Below are 25,347 nucleotides of genomic sequence, written 5' to 3'. Positions count from 1 at the left end.
TCAGCACAACATTTCCCGGAGAACAAGACCGTTTTCCGGGAAATGTCGCACTGAGACGAGACCAGCACAAGAAATCCCGGACGAGCGGCATGTCGTCCGGGATTTATCGCGCCGGAAAAGGGGCTACGCCTCGATCTCAGGCTTCGTTTTGTCTTGGCCGGCTATCGCCGGCCCCGAAGAGGGCCGGGAAGCCCACAGGGCTTCCCTAAGCCGGAGATCGAAGATTACTCTTCGATCTCCGGCTTACCCTCTTCGGCCCACAGCGTGTGGAACACGCCGGGCTTGTCGACGCGGCCGTAGGTGTGGGCGCCGAACAGGTCGCGCTGTGACTGGGTCAGCGCGGTGGGCAGGCGCTTGGAGCGCAGGCCGTCGTAGTAGGCGAGGGAGCTGGAAAACACCGGGGTGGGGATGCCCGCCTCGACGGCCTTGACGATCACGCGACGCCACGCGTCCTGCGATTCGCCGATGATCTTCTCGAAGTACGGGTCGAACAGCAGCGAGGCCGGCGGGTTGTCGCCCTTGAACGCCTCGGTGATCCGGTCGAGCAGGAACTGGGCGCGGATGATGCAGCCGCCGCGCCAGATGCGCGCCACCTCGGACAGGTCGATGTCCCAGCCGTACTCCTTCGCACCGTCCTGAATCTCGTTCAACCCCTGCGCGTAGGCGACGACCTTGGAGGCGAACAGCGCACGACGCACGTCCTCGACGAACGCCGCCTTCTCCTCGCCGTCCAGGTCGATGGTCCTGTCCGGGCCGGCCAGATGCTCCTGCTGGGCGGCCTCGCGCAGCTCGCCGTGGGAGGAGAGGGCGCGCGCGAACACGGCCTCGCCGATCGCCGGCACGGCCGAACCGAACTCGAGACCGGTCTGGACGGTCCACGTGCCGGTGCCCTTCATGCCCGCGTGGTCGACGACCACGTCCACGAACGGCTTGCCGGTGGCGGCGTCCTTGTGGTGCAATACCTCGGCGGTGATCTCGATCAGGTAGGAGTCGAGGTCGCCCTTGTTCCACTCGTCGAACACGCCGGCGATCTCCTCGGCGTCCATCCCGAGGCCGCGGCGCAGGATGTCGTACGCCTCGCCGATCACCTGCATGTCCGCGTACTCGATGCCGTTGTGCACCATCTTCACGAAATGGCCGGCGCCGTCCGTGCCGATGTGCGTCACGCACGGCTCGCCGTTCACCTTCGCCGCGATCGACTCGAGGATCGGCCCCAACGTCTTCCAGGATTCCGCGGTGCCGCCGGGCATCAGGGACGGGCCGTTCAACGCGCCCTCCTCGCCGCCGGACACGCCGCAGCCCACGAAGTGGAAGCCCTTGGCGCGCACCTCCTTCTCACGCTTGATGGTGTCCTTGAAGAACGAGTTGCCGCCGTCGACGATGATGTCGCCCGGCTCGAACACCTGCTCGAGCTGCTCGATGACCGCGTCGGTCGGGCCGCCGGCCTTGACCATGATGATCGCGGTGCGCGGGCGCTTCAACGACGCGGCGAACTCCTCCAACGTCTTGGTCGGGACGAACGCGCCCTCCGTGCCGTGCTCCTCCATGAGCTTCTCGGTACGCGACCAGTGGCGGTTGAACAACGCCACCGTGTTGCCATGATGCGCGAGATTACGGGCCAGGTTCGACCCCATCGCCGCAAGTCCGATAACACCGATGTTTGCCGTAGGCTCAGTCATTATTGTTGCTTTCCTTCGATTATTCTGAATGTCTGAATGCCGTATACGAGACGTATACATGAAACGGATATGAGGTGATGGCGCGGAGCGATACCCGTCCGCGCCGACGAAGAGGCCGTTGCTCCGATACGCATGATGGGTGGCGGGTATCGGACGATAGCCGCCACCCATCATGCGGTGGATCACCCGGCGCTGACGCCGAGTCCTTCGAGCAGCCTGTGCGCCAACTCGTCCACCTCGCCCTTGTTGACCATGCGCAGTCCGTGCTCGTCCGCCTCAAGCGGTTCGAGTGTGTCCAACTGGGACTTCAGCAGCGACAGCGGCATGAAGTGCTCGCGGTTCGTCATGCGCTCGGCGAGGTCGGCTTCGTCGAGGTCGAGTTCGGCGAACAGCACTTCGCCGTCGGCTTCGCGCAGCACGTCGCGGTAGGCGCGTTTGAGTGCGGAGCAGGTGACGATGGTCGAATGGCCCTCATGCGCCTGTCGGGTCATCCAATCCCGCAGGGACCTCAGCCAGGGCCAGCGGTCCTCGTCGGTCAGAGGATGCCCGGAGGCCATCTTCTCGATGTTCGCCTTGGGGTGGAAGTCATCGGCCTCGGCGTAGGGCCATCCGAGGATCCTCACCAGTTCCTCCGCCATGGTGGTCTTTCCGGTGCCGGCGACGCCCATGACGATGATGTGGCGGACCGGGCTGGGTTGCGGGGTGCCGGTGGTGGTCATGCGCCGATCACCACTCGTGCATGGTGCCGTCGAGCAGACGGTCGACGGGCAGCGGGGCCGGCTGGTACGGGTACTTGGCGGCGAGCTTCTCGTCGAATTCGACGCCGATGCCGGGCTTGTCGCCGGGGTGCAGGTAGCCGTCGTTGAAGGTGTAGGAGGTGTGGAACACCTCGAGCGTTTCGTCGGAGTGCTTCATGTACTCCTGGATGCCGAAGTTCGGGATGGCGAGATCCAGGTGGAGGTTCGCGGCCATGCCGACCGGGGAGACGTCGGTCGGGCCGTGGAAGCCGGACTTGACGCCGAAGAGCTCGGCGAAGGCCATGAGCTTCTTCATGTGGGTGAGACCGCCCGTGTGGGTGACGGCGGAACGCACGTAGTCGATGAGCTGCTCCTCGATCAGCGTGATGTAGTCGGACCAGGAGTTGATGATCTCGCCGATGGCGATCGGCGTGGTGGTGTGCTCGCGCACGATGCGCAGGAACTGCTGGTTCTCCTCGGCCGGAGTGGTGTCCTCCATCCAGAAGAGGTCGTACGGTTCGAGGAGCTTGCCGAAGCGGGCGGCCTCGATCGGGCGCAGACGATGGTGGGAGTCGTGCAGCAGGATGAGGTCCTTGCCGTACTTGTTGCGCACCTCCTCGAACACGCCGGGCAGCGTGTTGAGGTAGGTGCGGGCGTCCCACACCTCCTCGACCGGCACGGTGGTGCGGCGGGCGGGCTCGTAGTCGTAGCGCACGCCCTTCTCGCCTTCGCCCTTCTGCGCGTTGGCGGAGCCGGCGACGCCGTAGGTGGAGGGGATGCCGGGCAGCGCGTACTGCACGCGGGTCGCCTTGAAGCCGAGGTCGCGGTACATGTCGATGCTGTCGAACAGGCTGGGCAGGTCCACGCCGGAGGCGTGGGCGTAGGTGAGGATGCCCTTGCGGGAGGCTCCGCCGAGCAGCTTGTAGACCGGCATGCCGGCCTTCTTGCCCTTGATGTCCCACAGGGCGACGTCGACGGCGGAGATGGCGGCCATGGTCACCGGTCCGCGCTTCCAGTAGGCGCCCTTGTACAGGTACTGCCAGATGTCCTCGATGTTGTCCTCGTCCTTGCCGATGAGCGAGGGGGCGATCGTCTTCAGGTATTCGGCGGCGACGAGTTCGCGGCCGTTGAGGGTCGCGTCGCCGAGGCCGGTCACGCCGTCGGTGGTCGTGATCTTGAGGACGACGAAGTTGCGTCCGGGGCTGGTGACGAAGACTTCAGCCTTTTCGATTGCCATGGTGGTTGTTTCCTTTCTTGGATTCGGCGCGGTTCCTTCCGCGTCCGAGGTGTTGTTGGTTGTTGGTTGGATGGGTACGTTGCTGGGTATGGTCGCGTTCCGGACCGGATGTGCCGGACGGACCGGATAAACCGGAAGGCCGGACGAACCGGACGTCAGTCCGTTGCGGACTTGGCGTCCTCGGCGGCTTTGGAGACGGCTTCGATCTGGACGTCGACCGCGTTCACGAAGCGTTCGTCGGCGGCGAGGTCCTTGTCGAGGTAGGCGACCACGTCGCGCGTCGCATGTTCGCCGTGCGCGTCGGCGAGCGCCTTGACCGTGGCGAGGTCGACGTCCTTGGCGCCGTCGTCGCCGAACCGGCGCAGGAACAGGATCCATGCGGCGATGGCGCGGGCGGCCGGGCAGAAGGAGTTGCCGTCGGCCAGGGCGTGTTTGGCGGCGGGCACGATGCGCACGGGGATCTTCTGGGATCCGTCGGCGGCGATCTGCATGAGATGATGGTGGATGCGCGGGTTGGAGAACCGTTCGAGCAGTTTCTCGCGGTATTCGTCCGCGGGGATGGACAGGTAGCTGCCCGCCAGTCCCCACCATTCGTTGACCCATTCGCGCAGGGTCGGGTCCTGGATCGCCTCGGCCACGGATTCGTAGCCGAACAGGGGGCCGACGTAGGCGAGCGTGGTGTGCGATCCGTTGAGCATCCACAGTTTGCGCTGCTCGTAGGGTGCGACGTCGTCGGTGATGGTGGCGCCGGCCTCGTCCCAGGCGGGGCGTCCCTTCGGGAAGTCGCCGGCGATCACCCATTCGAGGAACGGTTCGGTGCGCACGGGGGCCGCGTCGTACCATCCTTCCTGTTCGGCGACGGTTTCGCGGTCGTCGTCGGTGGTGGCGGGCGTGATGCGGTCCACCATGGACGACGCCCAGGCGACGTTGTCGTTCGCCCAGTCCAGCAGCGTCGGGTCGACTGCTTCGATGGCCTGTTCGACGACGCGGCGGAACGCCTGGCCGTTGCCGGGGAGGTTGTCGCACGGCAGGATGGTGATCGCACCGGCGTCCGCGGCGCGGCGGGCGAGCAGTCCGGAGACGATCTTCGCGGGAATCGTGTTCAGCGTCTCCACGTTCGGGTCGTCGGCGAGCGCCTTGAGGTCGGCGGCGACGAGCTCGTTGGCGGTGTCCAGATCGCCGTTGTGGTCGCGCATGTAGCCGGCTTCGGTCACGGTGGAGGTGACGATGGCGATGCTCGGGTCGGCGAAGCGGTGGCGCAGGGCGGCCACGTCGCCTCCCGCGTGGACGGAGGACAGCGAGGAGATGACTTCGAACGAGTCGCCTTCGGGCGCCGAGGTGATGAGCGTGTACACGTCGCCCTGCGGGTCGAGGTTGTCGACCATGCGGCGGCTGCGTCCGGTGAACGCGGCGATGCCCCATTCGTCGGCGTCCGGCGCGTGTTCGGTGTACCACGCCTGGTGGGCGCGGGTGAAGTTGCCGACGCCCAGGTGGATGATGCGTTCGGGGGCCGCCGGACGACCGTGTTCGGCGCGGGTCAGACGCGGTTTCTCGGTGAAATCGGTCATGGTTCCTTTCCTTTGCTGCTTGTATTGCGATTGGTGATGAGGTTGCGTTGGACGCGGTGTCCGTCGCGTCAATCGAGTTTGAACACCTTGCGCGGCTGGTCGCGCACGGCAGCGCGCACGATGTCGCGTCCTTCGTCGAGGCTCAGGCGGTGGTCGGCGACGAAGCCGGCGACGAAGCGCGCGGTCAGACGCCGGTTCATGTCGTGGCGGGACGGGATGGAGCACAGGGCGCGCGTGTCGTCGATGAATCCGGACAATTTGGTGAAGCCGGCGGCGACCACCGTGGACTGGAAGTAGTGCAGGATCGGTTCCGGGGCGTCGATGAACCACCAGGGGGCTCCGACGTACAACGCCGGGTAGAAGCCGGCGAGGGGGCCGAGGGAACGCGAGTATTCGGTCTCGTCCATCGTGAACGCCACGAAGTGGAAGTCCGGGTTGTTCCCGTATTCGTTGAGCAGCGGCCGCAGGCCTGCGGCGAAGTCCACCTTGTCGGGGATGTCGGCACCGGTGTCGGGACCGTATTCGACGAAGTTGCGGTGGTCGTAGTTGCGGTACACGGCCGGGTGGATGGTCATGACCAGGCCGTCGTCCTGGGCGAGCCGCGCCTGGTCGTTGACGAAGTGGCGGCGCAGACGGGTGGCGTCGTCCGGATCGATGGATTCCTTGAGCGCCTTGGCGTAGAGCGTGCGCGCCTCCTCCTCGGTGAGCCGCGCGGTGCCGGCGTCGGCGTGGGAGTGGTCGGAGGCGACGGCGCCATGCTCTTTGAAGTAGAGGCGGCGGCGGCGCATCGCCTCGTGGAACCCTTCGTACGTGGTGGTGTCCACGTCGGCGGCGGCGCCCAGCGCGGCGGCCAGTTCCGGCCAATCGGCGCGCGCCGGTTCGAGGTACTTGTCCGGGCGGAAGCAGGGGGCCACGCGGGCCGGGAAGTCCTCGTCGGCGTTGACCTTGTCGTGGAGGGCGAGGTCGTCGACCGGATCGTCGGTGGTTGAGATGAACTCGATGTTGAAGCGCTTGGCGAGTTCGCGCGTGGTGAATTCGTCGGAGGCGAGCAGTTCGTCGAACTCGTCGTAGATGCGGCCTGCGGTGTCCGGACCGAACTTCTCGTCGATGCCGAACACGCGTTGCAGCGCATCTTCGAACCAGTAGCGCATCGGGGTGCCGGCGAAGGCGTTCCAGTGTTCGCCGAGCAGGAGGAACGCCTTCCTGGCCTCATCGTCCGTGTAGTCGGTGCGGTTGACGCCGAGTGCGGACAGCGGCACGCCCTGCGAGTGCAGCACGCGGGTCACGTAGTGGTCGGGCGTGATGAACAGGCTGGTGGGATTGGCGAAATGCAGGTCCTGCGCGAACCACGCCACCGGCACGTGACCGTGGGGCGAGATGATCGGCAGGTCGCGGACCTCCTCGTAGAGGTCCTTGGCGATGCCTTCGATGTCGTGATCCCCGGAAAGCAGACGTCCGTCGTCCAGAATGAACTTCTTCATTGTTTCCATGCCTTTGATTATGGGCTTCACCGTCCGTCGGGAAGCGTTGTTGCCATGCGTTGCCGTTGTTGCCGTCCGTTGCCGTCGCTAGAGTCTCGACGCGATGGCTTCGGCCATGAGACGGTATTCGGATTCCTCCAGGTACACGCGCCGCGGGTTCATCTGGAACACGCTCCCCCATTCGAAATCGTCGTCCGCGTACTTGGGGACCAGATGGAAGTGGAGATGGTGGCCGCCGTCGCCGTAGGCGCCGTAGTTGATCTTGTCCGGCTGGAAGATGTCGTGCAGGACGCGCGCCACATGGTTCACGTCGGCGAGGAACGCGTTCCGCTGCCCGTCGTCGAGGTCGACGATCTCGGACACGTGATGCTTCGAGGCGACGATGACGCGCCCCCGGTGGCTCTGTTCCTTGAACAGCACCACCTTGGATGCGGCAAGCTCGGCGATCTTGATGCCGAACGCGTCGAGGGCCTCGCCCTCATCGCAGTACGCGCATGCGTCCGGAACCGTCTGGTTGGCCATGATTCCTCCTTGAAATCGTTCGGGCCGTTGATTGATGTCTTCTATGGAACGCCTTCCGCGGCCCCCACACCGCCCGTTGCCGTCGTTTGCCAAACGTGGGGGGGCACGGGCGATCGTCGCGGCGATAGAATCGTCCTCATGGACGAGGCAGCGACCGGCCCGGCAGGAAAGGAGATCGTCATGGACGACGAACGGAAGGCAACCAACGGCAAGGTGACGATCAGGGACGTCGCGCGCGCCGCCGGGGTCAACCCCTCCACCGTTTCCCGCGCGTTCGCCCGCCCCGGCCGTGTGAACGTGGACACGGCGAAGCGGATCTTCGCCGTCGCCGACGAACTCGGCTACCGGTCCGAAACGGTGCACTCGTATCCGACTTCGGGCGACGGTGGCCATCTCAACGGACTGATCGCGTTCGTCGTGGCCGATCTCGCCAATCCGATATACGCCGAGCTGGTCAAAAGCGCGCAGCATCAGTGCCTGCGCAAAGGCTTCGGCCTTCTGGTCATCGACTCGGAGGAGAGCGGCGCCCTGGAGCAGAACGCGCTGCGACAGACCAACGTGCATATCGATGGCATCGTCCTCGCCTCGTCGCGCCTGTCCGATTCCGCCGTGCGCAAGATGGCCGAGACGAAACCCGTCATCACCATCAACCGTTCGGTACGCGGCGTGCAGTCGGTGATCGCCGATACGCATGAGGGCATCGCCCAGGCCGTCAAGCATCTGGACGAGCTGGGGCACGCGTCGATCACCTACCTGTCCGGCCCCGCGGCCTCATGGCAGGACGGCATCCGCTGGAGGGCGCTCACCGCGGCATGCGAGGCGCGCCATATCCGTCTGCGCCGCATCATGTGCCCCAATCCCACGTTCTCGGGCGGCTACCGTTGCTATGACGCGTACGCCAAGAACCCCACCACGGCGGTCATCGGATACAACGATCTCGAGGCCATCGGCTTCATCGCCGCGTTGAAGGCGCATCAGGTCGCCGTCCCCCAGCAGGTCTCGGTGATCGGCATCGACGACACGCCCATCAGTGCGCTGACCACGCCCGCCCTGACCACCATCCGGCTGCCGCGCCGGCAGATGGGCGAGGCGGCCGTCCAGGAGCTCATCTCACGCCTGCTGCACACCGCGCACGATCACACGATGGTGCCGATCCGGTTCGCGACGACGCTGGTGAACCGCGCCAGCACGGCCGAGGTCGACCGGCTCACGGCCTACGCGTCGTGACGTGGCAGAGCGCGTCACGTTCCGTAGAGGATCCGCCCCGACCGCGTAGAACATGATGGTCCCCTTCCCCGCGCGGGCGGGAAAGGGGACCATCATTGCAGCGGACATGCGGACGGATACGTGGACGCCGGCATCGTCAGCGTTCGACGGGCCACGCCCTGTCGTACGGGGTGCCGCTGAGCTGTTCGACAATCATGCGGGTCTTCGCGTCGGCGTCGGCCTTGCTGCCGCCGTTCTTGAGGCGTTCGAGCTCGTTGCGCACGATCTCGTGGTTCGCGGGATTGACCTTGAACGTCAGCGCGACGAGCAGGGCGAGCACGATCAGCGTGCCTGTGAACAGCATGAGCACCAGCGCGATGGCCATCTGCACGCCCGGGGTCTGGGTCTGCGCGCCGTGCACGAATCCGGAGCGGTCGAGGATCCAGCCGGTGGCGATGGAGGCGACGGCCACGGTGGTCTTGCGGCAGAAGGTCATGACCGCGGCGAACTCGCCGGCGCGGTTGCGGCCGGTCACCAGCTCGTCGATGTCCGGGATGAACGGGAACACGTTCCATGGCGTGAATTCGAGCGTGGCGCGTCCGATCTGGTAGAGCAGCGAGACGACGAACAGCCATGCGATCAGATGCGACGGCCTGAAGACGAACAGGCAGAAGTAGGCGACCAGCATGACGAGCATGAGCCCGTATCCGGACACGTACAGGAACTTCGGGCCGCGTTTGATCATGAGATAGCCGGCGACGAACGTCACCAGCAGTCCGACGATGGACAGCGACAGCATGTTCGCCGCGACCGTGGCCGTGAGCCCGAGGCAGAACGTGCAGAAGTAGGCGAACACCGTGTTGAACGTGTCCTTGCCCGTGAACGACAGCAGGTAGATCGCCAGATGCTTGCGGAAGCTGCGGTTCTTCAGCGTGGTCGCGTACTCCTTGACGATCTCCAGCGGGGAGACCTTCTCCTCGGTGACCTTCGCCTCCTGGCGCAGCACCTCCTCGACCGGCAGCTCCCATGTGGTCATCGTCGTCACGAAGAAGCACACGAAGAAGATGACGGCGAAGATGGCGCCGTTGATGAGGAACGGGATCGGGGAATCCTGGCCGAGGATGCGGAACAGCTGGCCGGGGATGAACGTGGCGAGGAACGTGGCGCCGGCGGAGATGAACATGCGGGAGCCGGAGAGCTTCGTGCGTTCCGTGTAGTCCTTGGTCATCTCGGTGGGCAGCGTCTCGTACGGGATCATGATGGCGCTGGAGATCACCTCGAAGGCCATGTAGGTGGCCAGATAGTACCAGAAGTCCATGCCGCCGATCCACAGGGTCACGTAGCTCAGCAGCAGCGGGGAGCCGATCAGCATGAAGAAGTGCCGGCGGCCGAAGCGCCTGCCGAGCCGCGTCTTGTGGAAGTGGTCGGTCAGAGAGCCCATCATCAGCGTGGTGAACGCGTCCACCACGCGCGAGACGCCGACGATCAGTCCGCCCTGGGTGGCGGTCAGTCCGCAGTACTGCGTGTAGAAGAACATCATCCACGCGCCGATGATCGTCATCGATCCGCCGCCGACGAAATCGGTGATGCCGTAGCAGATGCCCCTGCCGAGGGTGATTCTGCGGGGCCGGTAGAACCGGCTCACCTTCTTGTTGTCAGACACGTCAGTCTCCTCCTTTGGATCATGTGTCCATACGGGCGGGGCGTGCGCCCATCATACGGCGATGCGCGCACGCCCCGGCGTCGTCGCCGCGGCTCAGTTCTCCGCGAGCACGGCGCTGCGGGATTTCTCGGTGTTGATCATGACCACGCCGGCGAGGAACGACACCAGGATGATGCCGAAGAAGCCCCACGCGGTGGCGCCGATGTTCTCCGGCGCGACGAGCGTCGGGGTGACGATGGCGAACAGGGCGCAGCAGATGCGGGAGAAGCCGTTGAGGAAGCCCTGGATGGAGGCGCGGACCTGGGACGGGAAGGCGTTCTGGGTCCACAGCTTGTACATCGCCTCGCCCGCGAAGGAGTTGAAGATGTTGAACAGCGCGAGGCCGGCGACGATGAACCACAGGGAGCCGTTGCCCATGCCGATGCCGATGGCCATGACGGCCATGGCGACGACCTGCATGGCGCCGCCGAGGAAGAACAGCGGCTTGCGCAGATGGCTGGCGGAGATGCCGGTGAACACGGCCGACATGATGGTGGCGACGGTGAGCAGGATCAGGCCGATGCCGGTGGCGAAGGTCTGGCGGTGCGCCTCGTCCGGGATGTTCACGGCCAGCAGGTAGGTCTGGAACTGGCCCCACGTGTTGGCCAGCAGGTTCCATGCGACGTAGTAGACGCCGATGCCGATGAAGGAGAACAGGAAGACCTTGCTGTTCTTGCCGAACAGGACGGAGCTCACGCTCACCTTGACGGTTTCGCTCTCGCCTTCCGCCTTGGCGGAGGCGAGTTCACGGGCCGCGGCCTCGGCGTGGATCTCGGCCAGGGACTTGCTGAACGTGCGCCACAGGGCGGAGATCAGGGCGATGACCGTCAGGAAGACGAAGACCACGCGCGCGGAGACGATGCCGGTGGTGGACAGGAAGAACGTCACCAGATAGGAGATGAACTGGCCGAAGTGCCAGTAGATCTGGTGGCTGGAGACCAGTTTGTTCGAGATGCCCTCGTTCGGAGCGTCGGTGGACATGATGGACAGCGACACCGGCAGTTCGGTGCCGGAGGTCAGGCCCAGGATGGCGGCCGCGACGAGCAGCGACGGGTAGTTCGGGGTGAACGCCATGATCAGGGTGCCGATGGCGTAGATGAAGTTCACGTAGTTGTATACGCGCACACGTCCGATGGCGTCGGCGATGCGGCCGCCGAACAGCGAACCGAAGCCGATGCAGAACGTCATCACGCTGGACACCACGCCCACCTGCACCGGGCTCAATCCCAGATAATCCTTGATGACGGTGATGGTGGCGCTCAGACCGACGATGCAGCCGGAGCCCAGGATGCCGCCCAGACCGCTGGCGATCTGCAGCCCCTTGTACTTACCGAGTTTCGTGGATTCGCTCATGCGAATGCTCTCCTTGCCTGTTTGTTGTCCTGGCACGCGACCTTGCGATTGACCGGCGATAGAATCCCCGTCGAAAGCCCATGTCGATGATGTCGTCCAAACCATCCACGCAGATGGGTTGAATTGCCCTTCAATGTAGGGCCGGGACGGCGGGCCGGCAAACCGCGACGGCCTCCGCTCCCCCGTCCGAACGTCGCTGGAGCGCTCTCGCCCACGGGTGGAATCCAATGGGGAGAACGGCTGGGAACGAACATCGACGGTGTTCGCATGCATGCGGCAAACTGTGGCAACAAGGCCGGGGAGGCCATGGCCGCCGGCGCCGCGGGACGCCGCCGGCAGGCTGCGGCGGCAGCGGCAAATCTTGGCAATCATGCCGGTCCGCGGGTTCCGCCGGCATAATGGGGACCACGCATCCATACGGAAATCAAGCGGCAAAGGAGCTTCCATGAATGTAGCAACCAGACCGACTTCGGGCACACCGGCGTTCCAGGCGGCGTCCAATGACGAAGGCGATGGTCTGTACCGTCCGCACGAACTGCTGACCGCGCTGCGCGACGAGCCGATCGGCATCGCGCAGACGCGTCCGCGCCTGTGGTGGCAGGTGCCGGTCGTCCCCGGCGTGGGCGGCGACCAGCTGTCCTATCAGATCCAGCTGTCCCGCTCCCCCGAGGGCTTCGCCGACGGCGCCCCGATCCAGAGCACGCCCGAGATCAGGTCGTCGCAGAGCACCGCCGTGCCGTGGCCGTTCGAACGGCTCACCTCCCGTCAGATCGCCTTCTGGCGCGTCCGCGTGCGCATCGGACGCGCCGGCGGCGACTCCGTGCTCACCGGCTGGAGCGAACCGGCCAAGGTCGTCGTCGGACCGTTGGGCCCGCGCGATTGGGACGACGCGACCGGCATCTGGACCGAAGGAGGCGCCTACGTGCGTCCGGCCGATCCGGGACCGGCGCTCTGCATGAACGGCACGTTCTCCACCCGCTTCAAGGTGACCGGCACGTCCGCCGGCGTGTTCTTCCGCATCTCCGTGGACTGCCAGGACGGCTACCTGTGGCGTTTCGACGCCGACGAACGCAAGCTGTACAAGGTGCATATGCGCAACGGCCATGAGAACCCGATCGCGACGGTCGATCTGCCCGACGGCATCGACCTGCACGACTACGTGGATCTGTCGATCAACGTCGACGGCAATCATGCGGGCACGTTCATCAACGACGTCCCCGTCGACTCGGACGACGACATCGCCTTCGACGGACCGTCCTACGGTTTCAAGACGGTCGCCGGCGAATCCCTCGCCGTGAAGAACGCGACCATCGTGCCCCTCAACGAGACCGAACCCGTGTTCCAGGCCGCGTACGACGACGACTCGGTCGTCCCGCCGTACGCGCATGTGGCCGACGGGGCCATGGTCATCGACGAGAACGCGTTCGGCCTGCTGGGCGACGTGCTCCCCGGCGACTACTGGGCGCTGCTCCGGCACGACTTCGATCTGCCTGACGGGCAGATCACCGGCGCATACCTGTACGCCACCGGCCGTTCCCCGTTCGGCGCGCGCCAGCATGTGTACCGCGTGTGGGTGAACGACGCGTACGCGGGCCAGGGGCCGACGCGCGACATCGGTCGACGCGCCTACGAGACCCACGACGTCACGTCGCTGCTCAAGGCCGGCTCGACCAACACCATCGCCTTCCAGGCGTGGACGCAGACCGGCGGACGCGTGCAGGCGCTGCTCGACGTGCATTATGCCGACGGCCATGTGGAGACCATCGTCACCGGCCCCGAATGGCAGGGACGTCCGGGACTCGACTGGCTGCCCTGGGCCGGCGACATGAACGTGAAGGTCAACTACTTCGTGGCGCCGCGCGAGAACATCGACGCCCGGCACGAACCGCTCGGCTGGAAGGCGCCGCATTACGCGGGCACCGACTTCCGTCCCGTCGCGCTGCGCGGCGTGGTCGACAATCTCCACGCCGACGACTCCGCCGGCATCGGACGGATCGAATACCATCCGGCATCCGTGACGAAACTGGGCCCGGGCCGCTGGCTGTTCGACGCCGGCGTGGAACGCGTCTATTCGGTTCGCGCCAGTCTCGTCGCGCCGCGCAGCCTGTCCGGCACCGAACTGACGCTGCGCATGGGCGAGGAGCTCAACGAGGACGGATCGGCACGATACGAGCTGCGCAGCGGCATCCGCTACGAGGACACCTGGACGTTGCGCGAAGGCGCCCAGACCCTGGAACACTGGGGGTACCGCTGCTTCCGCTATCTGGAGATCGACACGGTCGACGACCTTGACCTGTCCGACGCCATCACGTTCCTCAACGATGTGGTGCCCGAACCCGCGCAGGTCGGCTCGTTCGCATCGTCCGACGACGTGCTCGACGAAGTGTGGAGGCTGTGCGCCAACAGCATGATCGAGAACCGCAACGACCTGTACATGGACACGCCGACGCGCGAGCGCATGCCGTATGAGGGAGACCTGCTCACCCGAGGCCGCGGCGAGGTCGTGTACTCGCACTCCTACGACCTGCTGCGCAAGACCTGCCGGTACATCGTGCGCATCCCCGGCAAGTTCACCGAATACAAGTTCATGCCGATCCAGATGGCGTACGAGGAGTATCTGGAGACCGGCGACGCCGACGCGCTCGCCGAGGACTGGGCCCTGTACGAACGCGAGCAGGGGCTGCGTTGGCTCAACGGGGACGGTCTCATCGAAAAGGACCGCAAGACCCCGCTCAACGACGACATCATCGACTGGCCGCAGCCGAAGGAGATCGACGGATTCGAGTTCACCCGCGTGAACACCGTCGTCAACGCGTGGCAGTATGCGGCGCTCGACTACCTGTCGAAGGCCGCGGAGGTGTCCGGACGCCATGACGACGCCCGCAGCTTCCGCCGTCTGGCCGAGCGCATGCGCGATTCGATGAACCGTCAGATGTTCGACGAACGGCTCGGCGCCTACCATGACGGCCGCGACACCGACCATACGGCCATCCATTCGACCATGTATTCGGCGGCGCTCGGCGTGCCGGAGCCCGACCAGATGAAGCGCATCGGCGAATGGCTGGTCTCGGACGGTCGTCTCGACTGGGTGCCGGTCAGCTGCAACGCCGTGGCGTGGTTCCTGGAGGCCCTGTACCGTTGCGGTCAGGATCAGGCGGCGCTCGAGGTCATGCGCTCGCACAGCGAGACCTCCTGGTGGTCGATGATCCACCGTTGGGGCGCGACCCAGACGATGGAGGCATGGAGCCCGGAGATCAAGCCGAACACCACGTTCTCCCACCCGTGGGGAGCCAGCCCGATCGTGGCGATCGCCCGCTGGCTGCTTGGTGTGAGGCTCGTCGAGGCCGGAGCCTCGGAGATCCTCGTCGAACCGCATCCGGCCGATCTCAAACGCGCCAAGGGCGATGTCATCACCGTGCGCGGCCCGGTGTCCGTGGACATCGAGCAGGATGAGGACCGCACCTCGTTGCAGGTGACGATGCCGGGCAATACGAACGGCACGCTGCGTTGGCCGCTCAAGGGCGCCAAACTCGCCGACGTGACCGTCGCCTACCCCGATGGCAGTGACGGGTCGGCCGCGAAGAAGAAGGGCGACTGGCTCGAAGTGCCGCTGACCGCGGGCACGACGAGCGTCGTCATTCGATGACGCTCGGCTGACGTCCCACCTCACGGCCGTGTGATTCACGCGGCCGTGGGACTCCTTTCCTTCCTGCCCCTCCGCTCCTCGTCAGGCGGAGGGGCTTTCCACGTTCCGGAGCGGGTCAGGCCTTGGCCTGGGCGGTGGCGATCCACTTGTCGAGCAGCGCCGCGGCCTCGCCGGAGTCGACGGTCTTCTCGGCGAGCGCGTAGGCTTCGCGGAAACGTTCGGCCAGCGTGCCGTCGGAGACCAGATGGCCGTCGGCGACGATGGCGGAGGCGGCGTTGAGCAGCGCGGTGGTGCGGGCGGGCACGTCCTTGCCGGCGAGGAAGTCGCGGAACGCCTGGGCGTTGACCTCGGGCTCGCCGCCTTTGAGCGTGGCGACGTCGATCTTCGCCAATCCCAGTTCGACGGTCGGGTCGAACTCGGTCTCGGTAACCTTGCCGTCGCGGATCTCCCACACGGAGACCGGACCGGTGGGCGCGAGCTCGTCAAGACCCTCGTGCGAGGTGTACACCATGCCGGACTGGCCGTTGGCGGCGTACACGGCGGCCATGATCGGGCTCACCTCGCGCTTGGCGCAGCCGATGGCCACGTGCGCGGGCTTGGCCGGGTTGGTGAGGGGGCCGAGCACGTTGAACACGCACGGGATGCCGAGCGCTGCGCGGATCGGGCCGACGAAGCGCATGGCCGGATGGAAGGTGCGGGCGAACGCGAAGGTGATGCCCACCTCGTTGCCGATCTCCCCCACCGCTTCGGGGCTGAGTCCCAGCGGCAGGCCGAGCGCTTCGAGCACGTCGGCGGCGCCGCACTTCGAGGAGGCGGCGCGGTTGCCGTGCTTGACGATCTTCACGCCGGCCGCCGCCGCGACGACCGAGCCCATCGTCGACAGGTTCACGGTGGAGAATCCGTCGCCGCCGGTGCCGACGATGTCGGTGGTCTCGCCGGAGACGTTCAGCGGCACCGCATGCGCCACCATGGCCTTGGCCGCGCCGGACACCTCCTCCGGGGTGAGTCCGAGCTGCTGCTGCATCGCGAGCGCGGCGCCCACGGCGGCCGGGTTCGCGTTGCCCTTCATCAGATCATCGACGAACCATTCGGATTCCCCGGCGCTCAGATGGTCTCCCCCGACCAGCTTGGTGAGAATCGACTTCCATGTGATCTCTGCCATTGTTCCTCCTTGGCGCGTTCGGCGCCCGATTCACCAGTAACGCCGCTCATTGTAGTGGCCTCGGGTTTCCTCCCGCCGGAACTTCCATATAGCAGAACGCCCGGCGGCGCATACGGCCGCGATACGGAAGCGGCGGCTCCCGCCCGAAGGCAGGGAGCCGCCGCTCATCGAAGGACGGACGTCACATCATGGACGTCACCGACGTCACTTCTCGTTCTGGCCGTGGCACATCTTGTACTTGCGGCCCGAACCGCACGGGCACGGGGCGTTGCGGCCGGTGCCCGGGAACGTGCGGCCGTCGGCCCACGGGGTCTTCAGCTCCTCGTTCTTCGGACGCTTGTTGGCCGGGACCTTGCCTTCGGCGTGGCTGATCGGGGCGGGGCCGGAGATGGCGGACGTGGTCTCGCCGGCCTCGGACGCCTTCGCGGCCTCGGCGATGGCCTCCTTCTCGGTCTCGTCCTGCTCGGACTCCTCCTCGACCTCGCCTTCGGCGGCCTCGGCCTCGCTCTCGCCGTCCTCGTCGGGGCCGGCGGCCTCGGTGGCGGCGGTGATGCCGAGCTCGCTCTCGGTGGCGTCGACGGCCGCATCCTCATCGGATTCGGTGGTCGTGTCCTCGGTACGGGCGACCTCGCGGATGTCCACGTGGAAGAGCAGCTGGACGGACTCCTCCTTGATGGCCTCGACCATCGAGTTGTACATCTGGTAGCCTTCACGCTGGTATTCGACCAGCGGGTCGCGCTGGCCCATGCCGCGCAGACCGATGCCGTCCTTGAGGTAGTCCATCTCGTACAGGTGCTCACGCCACTTGCGGTCGAGCACGGCGAGCACGACGCGGCGTTCGAGCTGTCGCAGCCCCTCGGCGCCGAGCGTGTCCTCGAATTCGGCGTACTTGGCCTTCGCGTCGGCGACGATCACGTCGCGCACCGCCTCGACGGCCTTCTCGCCCTTCTTGCCTTCGGCGGCCTCCTTGACCTCGTCGACGGTCACCTCGGTCGGGATCACGGTGTTGAGCGCCTTGAACAGGCCCTCCCAATCCCAGTCCTTCGGCTTGTCGGAGCCGTTGTTGGCGCCCTTCACGTAGCTGGCGACGGTGTCGGAGATGAAACGGAGGATGTCCTCGTGGATGTCCTCGCCCTTGAGCACGGCCTGGCGCTCGGAGTAGATGACGGTGCGCTGCTTGTTCATCACGTCGTCGTACTTGAGCACGTTCTTGCGGATCTCGAAGTTCTGCGACTCGCGCGCCTTCTGCGCGGTGCGCACGCCCTTGGAGACGCTCTTGGCGTGGATCGGCTCGCCCTCCGGCAGGCCCTTGGCCATGACGCGGGCGACGAGCTGCGTGTTGAACAGGCGCATCAAATCGTCTTCGAGCGACAGGTAGAAGCGGGACTCGCCCGGATCGCCCTGACGGCCGGAACGGCCGCGCAGCTGGTTGTCGATGCGGCGGGACTCGTGGCGTTCGGTGCCGAGCACGTACAGGCCGCCAAGCTTCTTGACCTCCTCATGCTCGTCCTTGACCTGCGCCTTGACCTCGGCGAGGGTGCCCGGCCAGCGCTTCTCGTACTCCTCCGGGGTGTCCTCCGGGGAGTAGCCCTCGGACTTGAGCTTGGCATCGGCGAGGAACTCGACGTTGCCGCCGAGCATGATGTCGGTACCACGGCCGGCCATGTTGGTGGCGACGGTGACGGCGCCCTTGCGGCCGGCGACCGCGACGACCGCGGCCTCCTTCTCGTGCTGCTTCGCGTTGAGCACCTGATGCGGGATCTTGGCGACGTCGAGCAGCGTGGAGACGACCTCGGAGCTTTCGACGGACGCGGTGCCGAGCAGCACCGGCTGGCCCTTGGCGTGGCGGGCGGCCACGTCCTTGACGATGGCGGCGAGCTTCTCCTTCTTGGTGCGGAAGATGAAGTCGTCCTTGTCCTGACGGATCATCGGGCGGTTCGTCGGGATCGGCAGCACGCCCAGCTTGTAGGTGCTCATGAACTCGGCCGCCTCGGTCTCGGCGGTACCGGTCATGCCGGCGAGCTTGTCGTACATGCGGAAGTAGTTCTGCAGGGTGATGGTCGCGAACGTCTGGTTCTCGGCCTTGACCTCGACGCCCTCCTTCGCCTCGATGGCCTGGTGCAGGCCCTCGTTGTAGCGGCGGCCGGGCAGGATGCGGCCCGTGTGCTCGTCGACGATGAGCACCTCGCCGTGGGTGACGACGTAGTCGCGGTCGCGCAGGAACAGCTCCTTCGCCTTGATCGCGTTGTTGAGGTAGCCGATGAGCGCGGTGTTGCTCGGCTCGTACAGGTTGTCGATGCCGAGGTAGTCCTCGACCTTGGTGATGCCCGGATCCTTGATGCCGACGACCTTCTTCTTCTCGTCGACCTCGTAGTCCTCGTCGCGCACGAGCTTGAGGACCAGCTTGGCGAAGGTGCGGTACCAGCGGGTCACGTCGCCCTCCGCCGGGCCGGAGATGATGAGCGGGGTGCGGGCCTCGTCGATGAGGATGGAGTCGACCTCGTCGACGATGGCGTAGTGGTGGCCGCGCTGCACGAGCTCGCTCTTCTCCCACGCCATGTTGTCGCGCAGGTAGTCGAAGCCGAACTCGTTGTTCGTGCCGTAGGTGATGTCCGCGTTGTACTGCTTGCGGCGTTCGGCCGGCTTCTGCTCGGTGATGATGCAGCCGACGTTGAGGCCGAGGAAGCGGTAGATGCGTCCCATGAGCTCGCTCTGGTAGCTGGCGAGATAGTCGTTGACGGTGACCACGTGCACGCCCTTGCCTTCGAGCGCGTTGAGGTAGCTCGGCAGGGTGGCGACGAGGGTCTTGCCTTCGCCGGTCTTCATCTCGGCGATGTTGCCCCAATGCAGGGCGGCGCCGCCCATGAGCTGCACGTCGAAGTGGCGCTGGCCGAGCGTGCGCTTGGAAACCTCGCGCACGGTGGCGAACGCCTCGGGCATGATGTCGTCGAGCTTCTTGCCGTTGTCCAGCTGCTGCTTGAACTTCGGGGTCTGCGCCTTGAGCTCCTCGTCGGAAAGCGCCGAGATCTCGTCCTCGAGCGCGTTCACGGCCTTCGCGACGTTCTCGAGTTTCTTGATCTGACGGCCTTCGCCCATGCGCAGGGCCTTGTCAACGATATCTACCACTGTTCGCTCCTGTGTCGTTCGTTAGCGCCCTACATTCGCCCGTGACCACCGGCTGCCCGCCGTCGGTCCACGACGCGCATGCAGAGACACACTGCGGATTATCTTACGCGATATTGCCGATAAGCCGGCGCATTTCACCAAAATCCCCGGAATCATGTCGATGGGCCGAAACGCGGCGAGGGCCGCGCAGTATACTGCGCGGCCCTCGTCTATCGGATCGGATCGGATGTCCGGTGCGTCGGGACCGACGTCACTCGGCGGCCTTCACGTTCTCCGGGGTGTCGATCTCGAACACGCCGTAGCTCCAGCCGTGACGGTGGTAGACGACGGACGGACGTCCGGTCTCCTTGTTGACGAACAGGAAGAAGTCGTGTCCGATGAGTTCCATCTCGTACAGCGCCTCGTCGATGCTCATCGGCTCGGCGATGTGCAGCTTGCGTCGGATGACGATCGGGGTGTCGCCCACCTGCACCTCGACGGATTCGCCGGGGCCGAGATCCGAGGCAACTGCCGCGGCCGGGCTGTTGTTAGGCTCCTCCTCCGGGGTCTCCTCCTCGACGACCGGCGGCTCGACGACGCCCATGTCCACCGGGACCGGGTTCGTGTAGCCGCGGCGATGGTCCTTGCGGCGGTCGCGCGTGCGGCGCAGACGCAGCGTCAGCTTGTCCATGGCCAGATCGAGCGCGCTGAACTCGTCGGCGCTCGACGCCTCGGCGCGCACCACGGTGCGTCCGGCGATGATGGTGATCTCCACGCGCTTGGCGGTGTCCGCCTGACGCGGGTTGCCCTCATGCGACAGCACCACCTGGGCACGCTGCGCATCGGGCGCGATAGCGGTCACACGATTCATCTTGTTCTCTACGACATCACGAAACCTGGGCTTGACCTGCGTGTGACGTCCGGTAACGACGATTTCCATGTGGACCTCCCTTGACTCAAGCGGTTGCCCGCTATTTGCGTTCCGTACGGCGTCTTCACCGTCCGGGTACGCCCCATTCTAGACGAACCGGGCGTTAACGGCGGGAGAACTCGCGGAAAGATTATCGACACTTCGTCATTTTCCCGCGTCACGCCCGTAACATCCGCGTGATTGCATGGGTTTCGATCGTGTGCGAATCCGCCCTCCCCGCGTGTCTTCCAGCATGTTCCGAGGGGACGTGTCGGACGGTCGTGTATAGTGGTGCGGTCGAGACCCCTTGATGGCCGCGGCCCAAGTTCTGCATAGGACGCGGGCTGAGGAACTTCCGGGCTCCATAGAGCACGATGGCGGATAACGTCCGCCCAGGGCGACCTGAGAGATAGCGCAGCAGAGAACAGACCGCCCGTCCTTGACGGGTAAGGGTGAAACGGCGGTGTAAGAGACCACCGGGCCCCTGGCAACAGCGGGCCGCATGGCAAGCCTCATCGGGAGCAAGGCCAAGCAGATGGCGGTAAGGGCTGCTCGCCCGTGCCATCGGGTAGGCTGCTAGAGCCTGGCGGCGACGTCAGGTCGAGATGGATGGCCATCCGTGCCGCGCGTTCGCGCACGGCACGACAGAACCCGGGGTATAAGGGGTCTCACCTTATTTGTCTTGATTTTGTCTTGATGTGGTTTCGGTTCACGGATGATCCGAACCGGATTACCGGAACAGTTCCGCGGCGACGCGGCGCAGCGTCTCCGCATCGTGCCCCTTGCGCCCGCCGGCCGACCAGAACCGGCGCATGCGCACCTGACGGTCGAGGCCTTCGGTCTTGCGGGCGATCTTGCGTCCCAGCTCCCATGCGGCGTCCTCGAAGGCGCCGTCGACCGCGGCCTCGCCGGCGACCTGCTCGGCCATCGACCGCGTGACGCCTTTGCGCGTCAGTTCCGCGACGGCGCCGCGACGCCCCATCATCCTGTTCACGCAGTACCGCATCGCGCTTTCGGCGTAGTCGCGGTCATCGAGCAGACGCACCTGAATCAGACGGTCGATGACGGCGTCAACCACATCCTCCTCGTATCCTTTGCCCAGCAGACGGTCGCGCAGCGCGCCGGACGAGCGGGGCGCCGCGTCGAGCAGACGCAGCGCCGCCTCGCGGCATGCGTCGAAGTCCGCGGCGTCGTCACGCGCGACGGCCCCGTCACGCGCGGAACCGCCGCGCATGCAATCATCGGTACGGACGACGCCCGCATGCACGGCAGGGCGACGGGACGGATCGTCCCGGACCGCGGGGATGGATGGCTCCCCCATCCCCGCGAGAAACGCCTCGGCGCTGATCATGTCAGGCCTTGTCCGGCGTCTTGGCATCCGCCGGCTTCGTCTGGCTCTTGGCTGCGCCCTTCGCCGGGGCCTTCGCCGCCGTGTTGGATTCGCTGGCGGCCACCGACTCGGTGTTCGCGTCCGCCTCGGAGGCGGCCTTGGTGGCGTCGTCCTCGGCGAACTGGTCGGTCGGCTGGATGAGACCGAACTCGGCCTTGACCTTGTTCTCGATCTCCTCGGTGATGGCCGGGTTGTCCTTGAGGAACTGGCGTACCTTCTCGCGGCCTTGGCCGAGCTGGTCGCCGTCGTAGGTGAACCAGGAGCCGGACTTCTTGACGACGCCGACCTGGATGGCCATGTCGAGCGCGGAGCCCTCGCGTGAGATGCCCTCGCCGTAGAGCATGTCGAATTCGGCGGACTTGAAGGGCGGGGCCATCTTGTTCTTGACGACCTTGACGCGCGTGCGGTTGCCGATGGCCTCCTCGCCGTTCTTGATGGTCTGGATGCGGCGGATGTCGAGACGGACCGACGAGTAGAACTTGAGCGCCTTGCCGCCGGTGGTGGTCTCCGGGCTGCCGAAGAACACGCCGATCTTCTCGCGCAGCTGGTTGATGAAGATGGCGGTGGTGCCGGCCTGGGCGAGCGCGCCGGTCATCTTGCGCAGCGCCTGGCTCATGAGCCTGGCCTGCAGGCCCACGTGGCTGTCGCCCATGTCGCCGTCGATCTCGGCCTTCGGCACGAGGGCGGCGACCGAGTCGACGACGATCACGTCGAGCGCGCCGGAGCGGATGAGCATGTCGGCGATCTCCAGCGCCTGCTCGCCGTTGTCCGGCTGGGAGACGATGAGCGAGTCGGTGTCGACGCCGAGCTTGCGGGCGTATACCGGGTCGAGCGCGTGCTCGGCGTCGATGAACGCGGCCACGCCGCCCTTGCGCTGGGCGTTGGCGACCACATGCAGGGCGAGCGTGGTCTTGCCGGAGGATTCGGGGCCGTAGATCTCGATGACGCGCCCCTTGGGAAGGCCGCCGATGCCGAGGGCCATGTCGAGGGCGAGCGAACCGGTGGGGATGACCTCCACGTTCTGCTCCGGACGGTCGCCGAGCCGCATGGCCGACCCCTTGCCGAAGCTCTTCTCCACCTGCGCCAGCGCGGTGTCGAGCGCGGCCTTGCGTCGCGCGTCGAGGTCGTCCTTGCCGCCGGACGGCTGCCCCTTGCCCGATGCGGCGCTAGTCTTCTGTGCCATGGTGTTCTCCTTCACGGTTGCGGCGGGTTGTCGTTCCCACGGTAGGGGGACGGCCGCCGCCACGGCAAGGAGAACCCGCCCCTGTGGTCGGAGCCCCGCCTCCGCGGCGGCGTACGGGACGCGCCGAGGGGCGATGAACCCAATCGGGACAACGGTTTTCCGCCATGGCGCGGCATCACCGCGCGCAACGCAGTTGGTTATCGCTGTGGATAACTATAGCGCACCGGCACGAACATTTGTTCGACTTCACGAAAAGTACATATATCGGCGCGTCGCCCGCGCCGTCCGCATCAACGGACGGGCCATTCCCCGCTCATCGCGCGGGCATCGGCGGCGCGTTGTGATCCCGGCCCCAACGCTCGGCGTCGGGAATCCCCATCTGGTCGCACAGCACGTTCCAGACCACGCGGGGCTCCTCCCCCGCGTCCAGAGCCTCGACGACCGTCATGTTCGCCAACCGCGGCAGCTGCTGGTCGCGGGAGAGCGCCCGGCCGTAGCTGCGGCCGAACACCTCCTCGAGCAGCTGCCAGAACTCGCGTTCCCTCACCGGCTCACGCCCCGACCATGTCGAGACGGTCGGCGACCATGCGCAGCAGCTGCGCGGTGCTGACCCCCAGCGCCTCGGCGATGGAGCTGAGCAGTTCGGAACTGGCCTCCTTCTGGCCGCGCTCCACCTCGGACAGATAGCCGAGGGAGACGCCGGCCTTCTCGCTGACCTCGCGCAGGGTCTTGTGGTCGCGCGTGCGCAGGTCGCGCAGCACGCGGCCGATGGCCTCGCGCAGCGACAGCTCCGCCGGTTCGCGCGTCTCCGTCTTCGCGGCCGATTCGTCCGTCATGGCGGCGCGCACCGGGCGCTCCTCGCCGTCGGTCTCCGCCCACATGCGACGGCGGGCCTCCTCGGCCTCGGCCTTCGCTTTCTTCGCGGCACGCGCCTGGATCATCTGCTGCTGGGCGAACATGACCGCCCGGCGCTGTGCGGGGGTGAGCTCGCGCATGCGCGCGGTGCCGGGGCGGACCATCGCCGCGGCGGGCTTCATCGTCGTCTGTTCGGTACGCGTCATCGTCTCCATGGTTCCCATCCCTTTCCTACGGGGTCTCGTATCACTCGATACTGTTCCCAACAACCGGACAACGCGGACTATTCCCACAGCGAAGCGAAAAACCTCAGAATGTTGATGTGAACTGGCTCACGTTCTGCAGCACGCGCAGCACGGTGCGTTCGCGCACCTGCTGCCGGGTGCCGTCGAGACGGAGCTCGACGGCGATGGTGCGACGGCCGTGGTCGTCGGTCGCGTCGAGACGCACGGTGCCGATCGGCGTCTCCGCGCCGATCCACGTCCCGCGCGGATCGGGCGCGAGCGCGGCCGCCGCCCGGGGCAGCGACACACCGATGTAGACGAGTCCGGCGGGCTTGTCGCCGTCCGGTCCCGGGCCGGCGACGCCGGTGGTGGCAAGCCCGATCACCGTGTCGCCGTCCTCCGGCTGCGCGTACAGGCGCGCTGTCGCGATGGCCATCTGCCGCGCGACCTCGGGGTGCACGGCGCCTTCGCGGGCGAGCAGCGCGCGGTCGACGCCGAGAATCGACGCCTTCGCACGGATGTCGTAGGTGACGGCCGAGCCGAGGAACACGTGCGACGCGCCGGGGATGCGCACGAACGCGTCGGCGAGCAGGCCGCCGGTCAGGGATTCCGCGCAGGCGATCCTCAGACCATGCGATTCGCAGGTCCTCAGAATCGCCGCGGCGAACGTGTCGCGCTGCACGTCAGCGCTTCCTCGATCCGATGAACGTGTTGTACAGGTACACGCCGCCGGAGTAGAGGCACAGGACGAGCGCCACATAGAGCAGCGCGTAGGTGAGGAAGTAGTAGGCGCTCAGCCACATGGGCATGGACTGCCCCCCGTCGAACACCCACAGGGGCAGCAGCAGCATGGCCAGGCCGATGCACTGGAAGAGGGTCTTGAGCTTGCCGGGCCACGCGGCGGCGATCACCTTGCCGCCGGGGCGCTCCATCACGAAGAAGCGCATCACGGTGATGCCGATCTCGCGCACGAGGAACAGGATGGTCGCCCACCACGGGAATTCGGCGAACACGGAGGCGACGACGAGCGTGCCGCAAGTGAGCAGCTTGTCGGCGATCGGGTCCATCAGCTTGCCGAGTTCGGTCACCTGATTGTATTTGCGGGCCATCCACCCGTCGAGTTTATCGGTGGAGGCCGCGATGATGAAGATGATCGCCGCGGCCCAGCGCAGGGTCTGGTCGTCGCCGCCCCACGGGCCGGCCTTCACGTATAGCACGAGGAACACCACGACGAGCACGATGCGCGAATAGGTGACGAGGTTCGGCGGGGCGTTCCATCCGTCCAACAGCGACGGTTTCTTGTTCTCTACGATCTGTTCGTCAGTCATGGTCTTCACGTTACCCGTACTGCTCTACCTCGAAAGGGGAACGGCCTGACGGGTTCCTG

General features: G+C 66.1%; 19 protein-coding genes and 1 other RNA gene. 3 read left to right on the top strand and 17 right to left on the bottom strand.

The window, feature by feature from the left end:
• Nucleotides 1-224: 224 nt before the first annotated feature.
• From gndA to AC1AYR_RS02070, 6 genes are all read right to left on the bottom strand, one after another.
• Complete coding sequence (gndA, locus tag AC1AYR_RS02095) at nt 225-1,679, bottom strand: NADP-dependent phosphogluconate dehydrogenase (protein WP_476510874.1); 1,455 nt, start codon at nt 1,677-1,679, stop codon at nt 225-227.
• Between the two features lie 182 nt (nt 1,680-1,861).
• Nucleotides 1,862-2,398: a gluconokinase gene (locus tag AC1AYR_RS02090; protein WP_034529746.1), complete on the bottom strand. Its 537-nt coding sequence runs from the start codon at nt 2,396-2,398 to the stop codon at nt 1,862-1,864.
• A 7-nt stretch (nt 2,399-2,405) separates the two neighbouring features.
• On the bottom strand, nt 2,406-3,653 hold the full coding sequence (manD, locus tag AC1AYR_RS02085) for a D-mannonate dehydratase ManD (protein ID WP_034529749.1): 1,248 nt from the start codon (nt 3,651-3,653) through the stop codon (nt 2,406-2,408).
• 155 nt (nt 3,654-3,808) lie between these two features.
• The gene (locus tag AC1AYR_RS02080) at nt 3,809-5,221 is read right to left on the bottom strand and encodes a mannitol dehydrogenase family protein (RefSeq protein WP_034529752.1); all 1,413 of its coding nucleotides are present in this window, start codon (nt 5,219-5,221) and stop codon (nt 3,809-3,811) included.
• A gap of 68 nt (nt 5,222-5,289) precedes the next feature.
• Nucleotides 5,290-6,711 carry a glucuronate isomerase gene (uxaC, locus tag AC1AYR_RS02075; RefSeq protein ID WP_476510876.1) on the bottom strand — a complete coding sequence of 474 codons (1,422 nt, stop codon included), beginning with the start codon at nt 6,709-6,711 and terminating at the stop codon, nt 5,290-5,292.
• A 78-nt stretch (nt 6,712-6,789) separates the two neighbouring features.
• On the bottom strand, nt 6,790-7,224 hold the full coding sequence (locus tag AC1AYR_RS02070) for an HIT family protein (protein ID WP_034529758.1): 435 nt from the start codon (nt 7,222-7,224) through the stop codon (nt 6,790-6,792).
• A 138-nt stretch (nt 7,225-7,362) separates the two neighbouring features.
• On the opposite strand from AC1AYR_RS02070, the gene AC1AYR_RS02065 reads away from it, so the two are divergent.
• Nucleotides 7,363-8,451: a LacI family DNA-binding transcriptional regulator gene (locus AC1AYR_RS02065; RefSeq protein WP_084686227.1), complete on the top strand. Its 1,089-nt coding sequence runs from the start codon at nt 7,363-7,365 to the stop codon at nt 8,449-8,451.
• A gap of 136 nt (nt 8,452-8,587) precedes the next feature.
• Here AC1AYR_RS02065 and AC1AYR_RS02060 read toward each other — a convergent pair whose 3' ends face one another.
• Together AC1AYR_RS02060 and AC1AYR_RS02055 are read right to left on the bottom strand one after the other, a co-directional pair.
• On the bottom strand, nt 8,588-10,093 hold the full coding sequence (locus AC1AYR_RS02060; RefSeq protein WP_034529759.1) for an MFS transporter: 1,506 nt from the start codon (nt 10,091-10,093) through the stop codon (nt 8,588-8,590).
• Nucleotides 10,094-10,186: 93 nt separating this feature from the next.
• A complete protein-coding gene (locus AC1AYR_RS02055) occupies nt 10,187-11,485 on the bottom strand; it encodes an MFS transporter (RefSeq protein WP_034529760.1) in 1,299 nt (432 codons plus the stop codon).
• A 445-nt stretch (nt 11,486-11,930) separates the two neighbouring features.
• On the opposite strand from AC1AYR_RS02055, the gene AC1AYR_RS02050 reads away from it, so the two are divergent.
• Nucleotides 11,931-15,131, top strand: a complete 3,201-nt coding sequence (locus AC1AYR_RS02050; RefSeq protein WP_476510877.1) for a family 78 glycoside hydrolase catalytic domain — start codon at nt 11,931-11,933, stop codon at nt 15,129-15,131.
• Nucleotides 15,132-15,246: 115 nt separating this feature from the next.
• Here AC1AYR_RS02050 and trpD read toward each other — a convergent pair whose 3' ends face one another.
• The 3 genes from trpD to hpf form a co-directional block, all read right to left on the bottom strand.
• Nucleotides 15,247-16,293, bottom strand: coding sequence for an anthranilate phosphoribosyltransferase (trpD, locus tag AC1AYR_RS02045; protein ID WP_034529767.1), 1,047 nt, complete (start codon nt 16,291-16,293; stop codon nt 15,247-15,249).
• A 204-nt stretch (nt 16,294-16,497) separates the two neighbouring features.
• The gene (gene secA / locus AC1AYR_RS02040) at nt 16,498-19,419 is read right to left on the bottom strand and encodes a preprotein translocase subunit SecA (RefSeq protein WP_034529768.1); all 2,922 of its coding nucleotides are present in this window, start codon (nt 19,417-19,419) and stop codon (nt 16,498-16,500) included.
• A 250-nt stretch (nt 19,420-19,669) separates the two neighbouring features.
• Nucleotides 19,670-20,338 carry a ribosome hibernation-promoting factor, HPF/YfiA family gene (gene hpf, locus AC1AYR_RS02035; protein ID WP_034529771.1) on the bottom strand — a complete coding sequence of 223 codons (669 nt, stop codon included), beginning with the start codon at nt 20,336-20,338 and terminating at the stop codon, nt 19,670-19,672.
• Between the two features lie 268 nt (nt 20,339-20,606).
• Here hpf and rnpB point away from each other — a divergent pair.
• Nucleotides 20,607-20,983, top strand: an RNA gene (gene rnpB / locus AC1AYR_RS02030) — RNase P RNA component class A.
• 55 nt (nt 20,984-21,038) lie between these two features.
• Here rnpB and AC1AYR_RS02025 read toward each other — a convergent pair.
• The 6 genes from AC1AYR_RS02025 to pgsA all read right to left on the bottom strand — a co-directional run bounded on the left by AC1AYR_RS02025 (nt 21,039) and on the right by pgsA (nt 25,288).
• Entirely contained in the window at nt 21,039-21,686 is a 648-nt protein-coding gene (locus AC1AYR_RS02025) for a regulatory protein RecX (protein WP_084686229.1), read from the bottom strand.
• Entirely contained in the window at nt 21,661-22,881 is a 1,221-nt protein-coding gene (gene recA / locus AC1AYR_RS02020; RefSeq protein ID WP_034529773.1) for a recombinase RecA, read from the bottom strand. Before recA ends, AC1AYR_RS02025 begins: the two co-directional genes overlap by 26 nt.
• 313 nt (nt 22,882-23,194) lie before the next feature.
• A complete protein-coding gene (locus AC1AYR_RS02015) occupies nt 23,195-23,428 on the bottom strand; it encodes a DUF3046 domain-containing protein (RefSeq protein ID WP_034529776.1) in 234 nt (77 codons plus the stop codon).
• Between the two features lie 4 nt (nt 23,429-23,432).
• Nucleotides 23,433-23,951 carry a helix-turn-helix domain-containing protein gene (locus AC1AYR_RS02010; RefSeq protein ID WP_034529778.1) on the bottom strand — a complete coding sequence of 173 codons (519 nt, stop codon included), beginning with the start codon at nt 23,949-23,951 and terminating at the stop codon, nt 23,433-23,435.
• Nucleotides 23,952-24,045: 94 nt separating this feature from the next.
• Nucleotides 24,046-24,642, bottom strand: a complete 597-nt coding sequence (locus AC1AYR_RS02005; protein WP_034529780.1) for a CinA family protein — start codon at nt 24,640-24,642, stop codon at nt 24,046-24,048.
• Between the two features lies 1 nt (nt 24,643).
• Entirely contained in the window at nt 24,644-25,288 is a 645-nt protein-coding gene (gene pgsA / locus AC1AYR_RS02000) for a CDP-diacylglycerol--glycerol-3-phosphate 3-phosphatidyltransferase (RefSeq protein ID WP_476510878.1), read from the bottom strand.
• Between the last annotated feature and the right edge of the window lie 59 nt (nt 25,289-25,347).

This window comes from Bifidobacterium sp. LH_417, assembly GCF_056357035.1.
The sequence above is the reverse complement of the archived record's forward strand: the minus strand, read 5'-3'. Positions and strand labels throughout refer to the sequence as shown.

Coding starts and splice junctions, on each gene's coding strand:
- gndA (WP_476510874.1), bottom strand. CDS start 1,679: ATGACTGAGCCTACGGCAAACATCGGTGTTATCGGACTTGCGGCGATG.
- AC1AYR_RS02090 (WP_034529746.1), bottom strand. CDS start 2,398: ATGACCACCACCGGCACCCCGCAACCCAGCCCGGTCCGCCACATCATC.
- manD (WP_034529749.1), bottom strand. CDS start 3,653: ATGGCAATCGAAAAGGCTGAAGTCTTCGTCACCAGCCCCGGACGCAAC.
- AC1AYR_RS02080 (WP_034529752.1), bottom strand. CDS start 5,221: ATGACCGATTTCACCGAGAAACCGCGTCTGACCCGCGCCGAACACGGT.
- uxaC (WP_476510876.1), bottom strand. CDS start 6,711: ATGGAAACAATGAAGAAGTTCATTCTGGACGACGGACGTCTGCTTTCC.
- AC1AYR_RS02070 (WP_034529758.1), bottom strand. CDS start 7,224: ATGGCCAACCAGACGGTTCCGGACGCATGCGCGTACTGCGATGAGGGC.
- AC1AYR_RS02065 (WP_084686227.1), top strand. CDS start 7,363: ATGGACGAGGCAGCGACCGGCCCGGCAGGAAAGGAGATCGTCATGGAC.
- AC1AYR_RS02055 (WP_034529760.1), bottom strand. CDS start 11,485: ATGAGCGAATCCACGAAACTCGGTAAGTACAAGGGGCTGCAGATCGCC.
- AC1AYR_RS02050 (WP_476510877.1), top strand. CDS start 11,931: ATGAATGTAGCAACCAGACCGACTTCGGGCACACCGGCGTTCCAGGCG.
- trpD (WP_034529767.1), bottom strand. CDS start 16,293: ATGGCAGAGATCACATGGAAGTCGATTCTCACCAAGCTGGTCGGGGGA.
- hpf (WP_034529771.1), bottom strand. CDS start 20,338: ATGGAAATCGTCGTTACCGGACGTCACACGCAGGTCAAGCCCAGGTTT.
- AC1AYR_RS02025 (WP_084686229.1), bottom strand. CDS start 21,686: ATGCCAAGACGCCGGACAAGGCCTGACATGATCAGCGCCGAGGCGTTT.
- recA (WP_034529773.1), bottom strand. CDS start 22,881: ATGGCACAGAAGACTAGCGCCGCATCGGGCAAGGGGCAGCCGTCCGGC.
- AC1AYR_RS02010 (WP_034529778.1), bottom strand. CDS start 23,951: ATGGAGACGATGACGCGTACCGAACAGACGACGATGAAGCCCGCCGCG.
- pgsA (WP_476510878.1), bottom strand. CDS start 25,288: ATGACTGACGAACAGATCGTAGAGAACAAGAAACCGTCGCTGTTGGAC.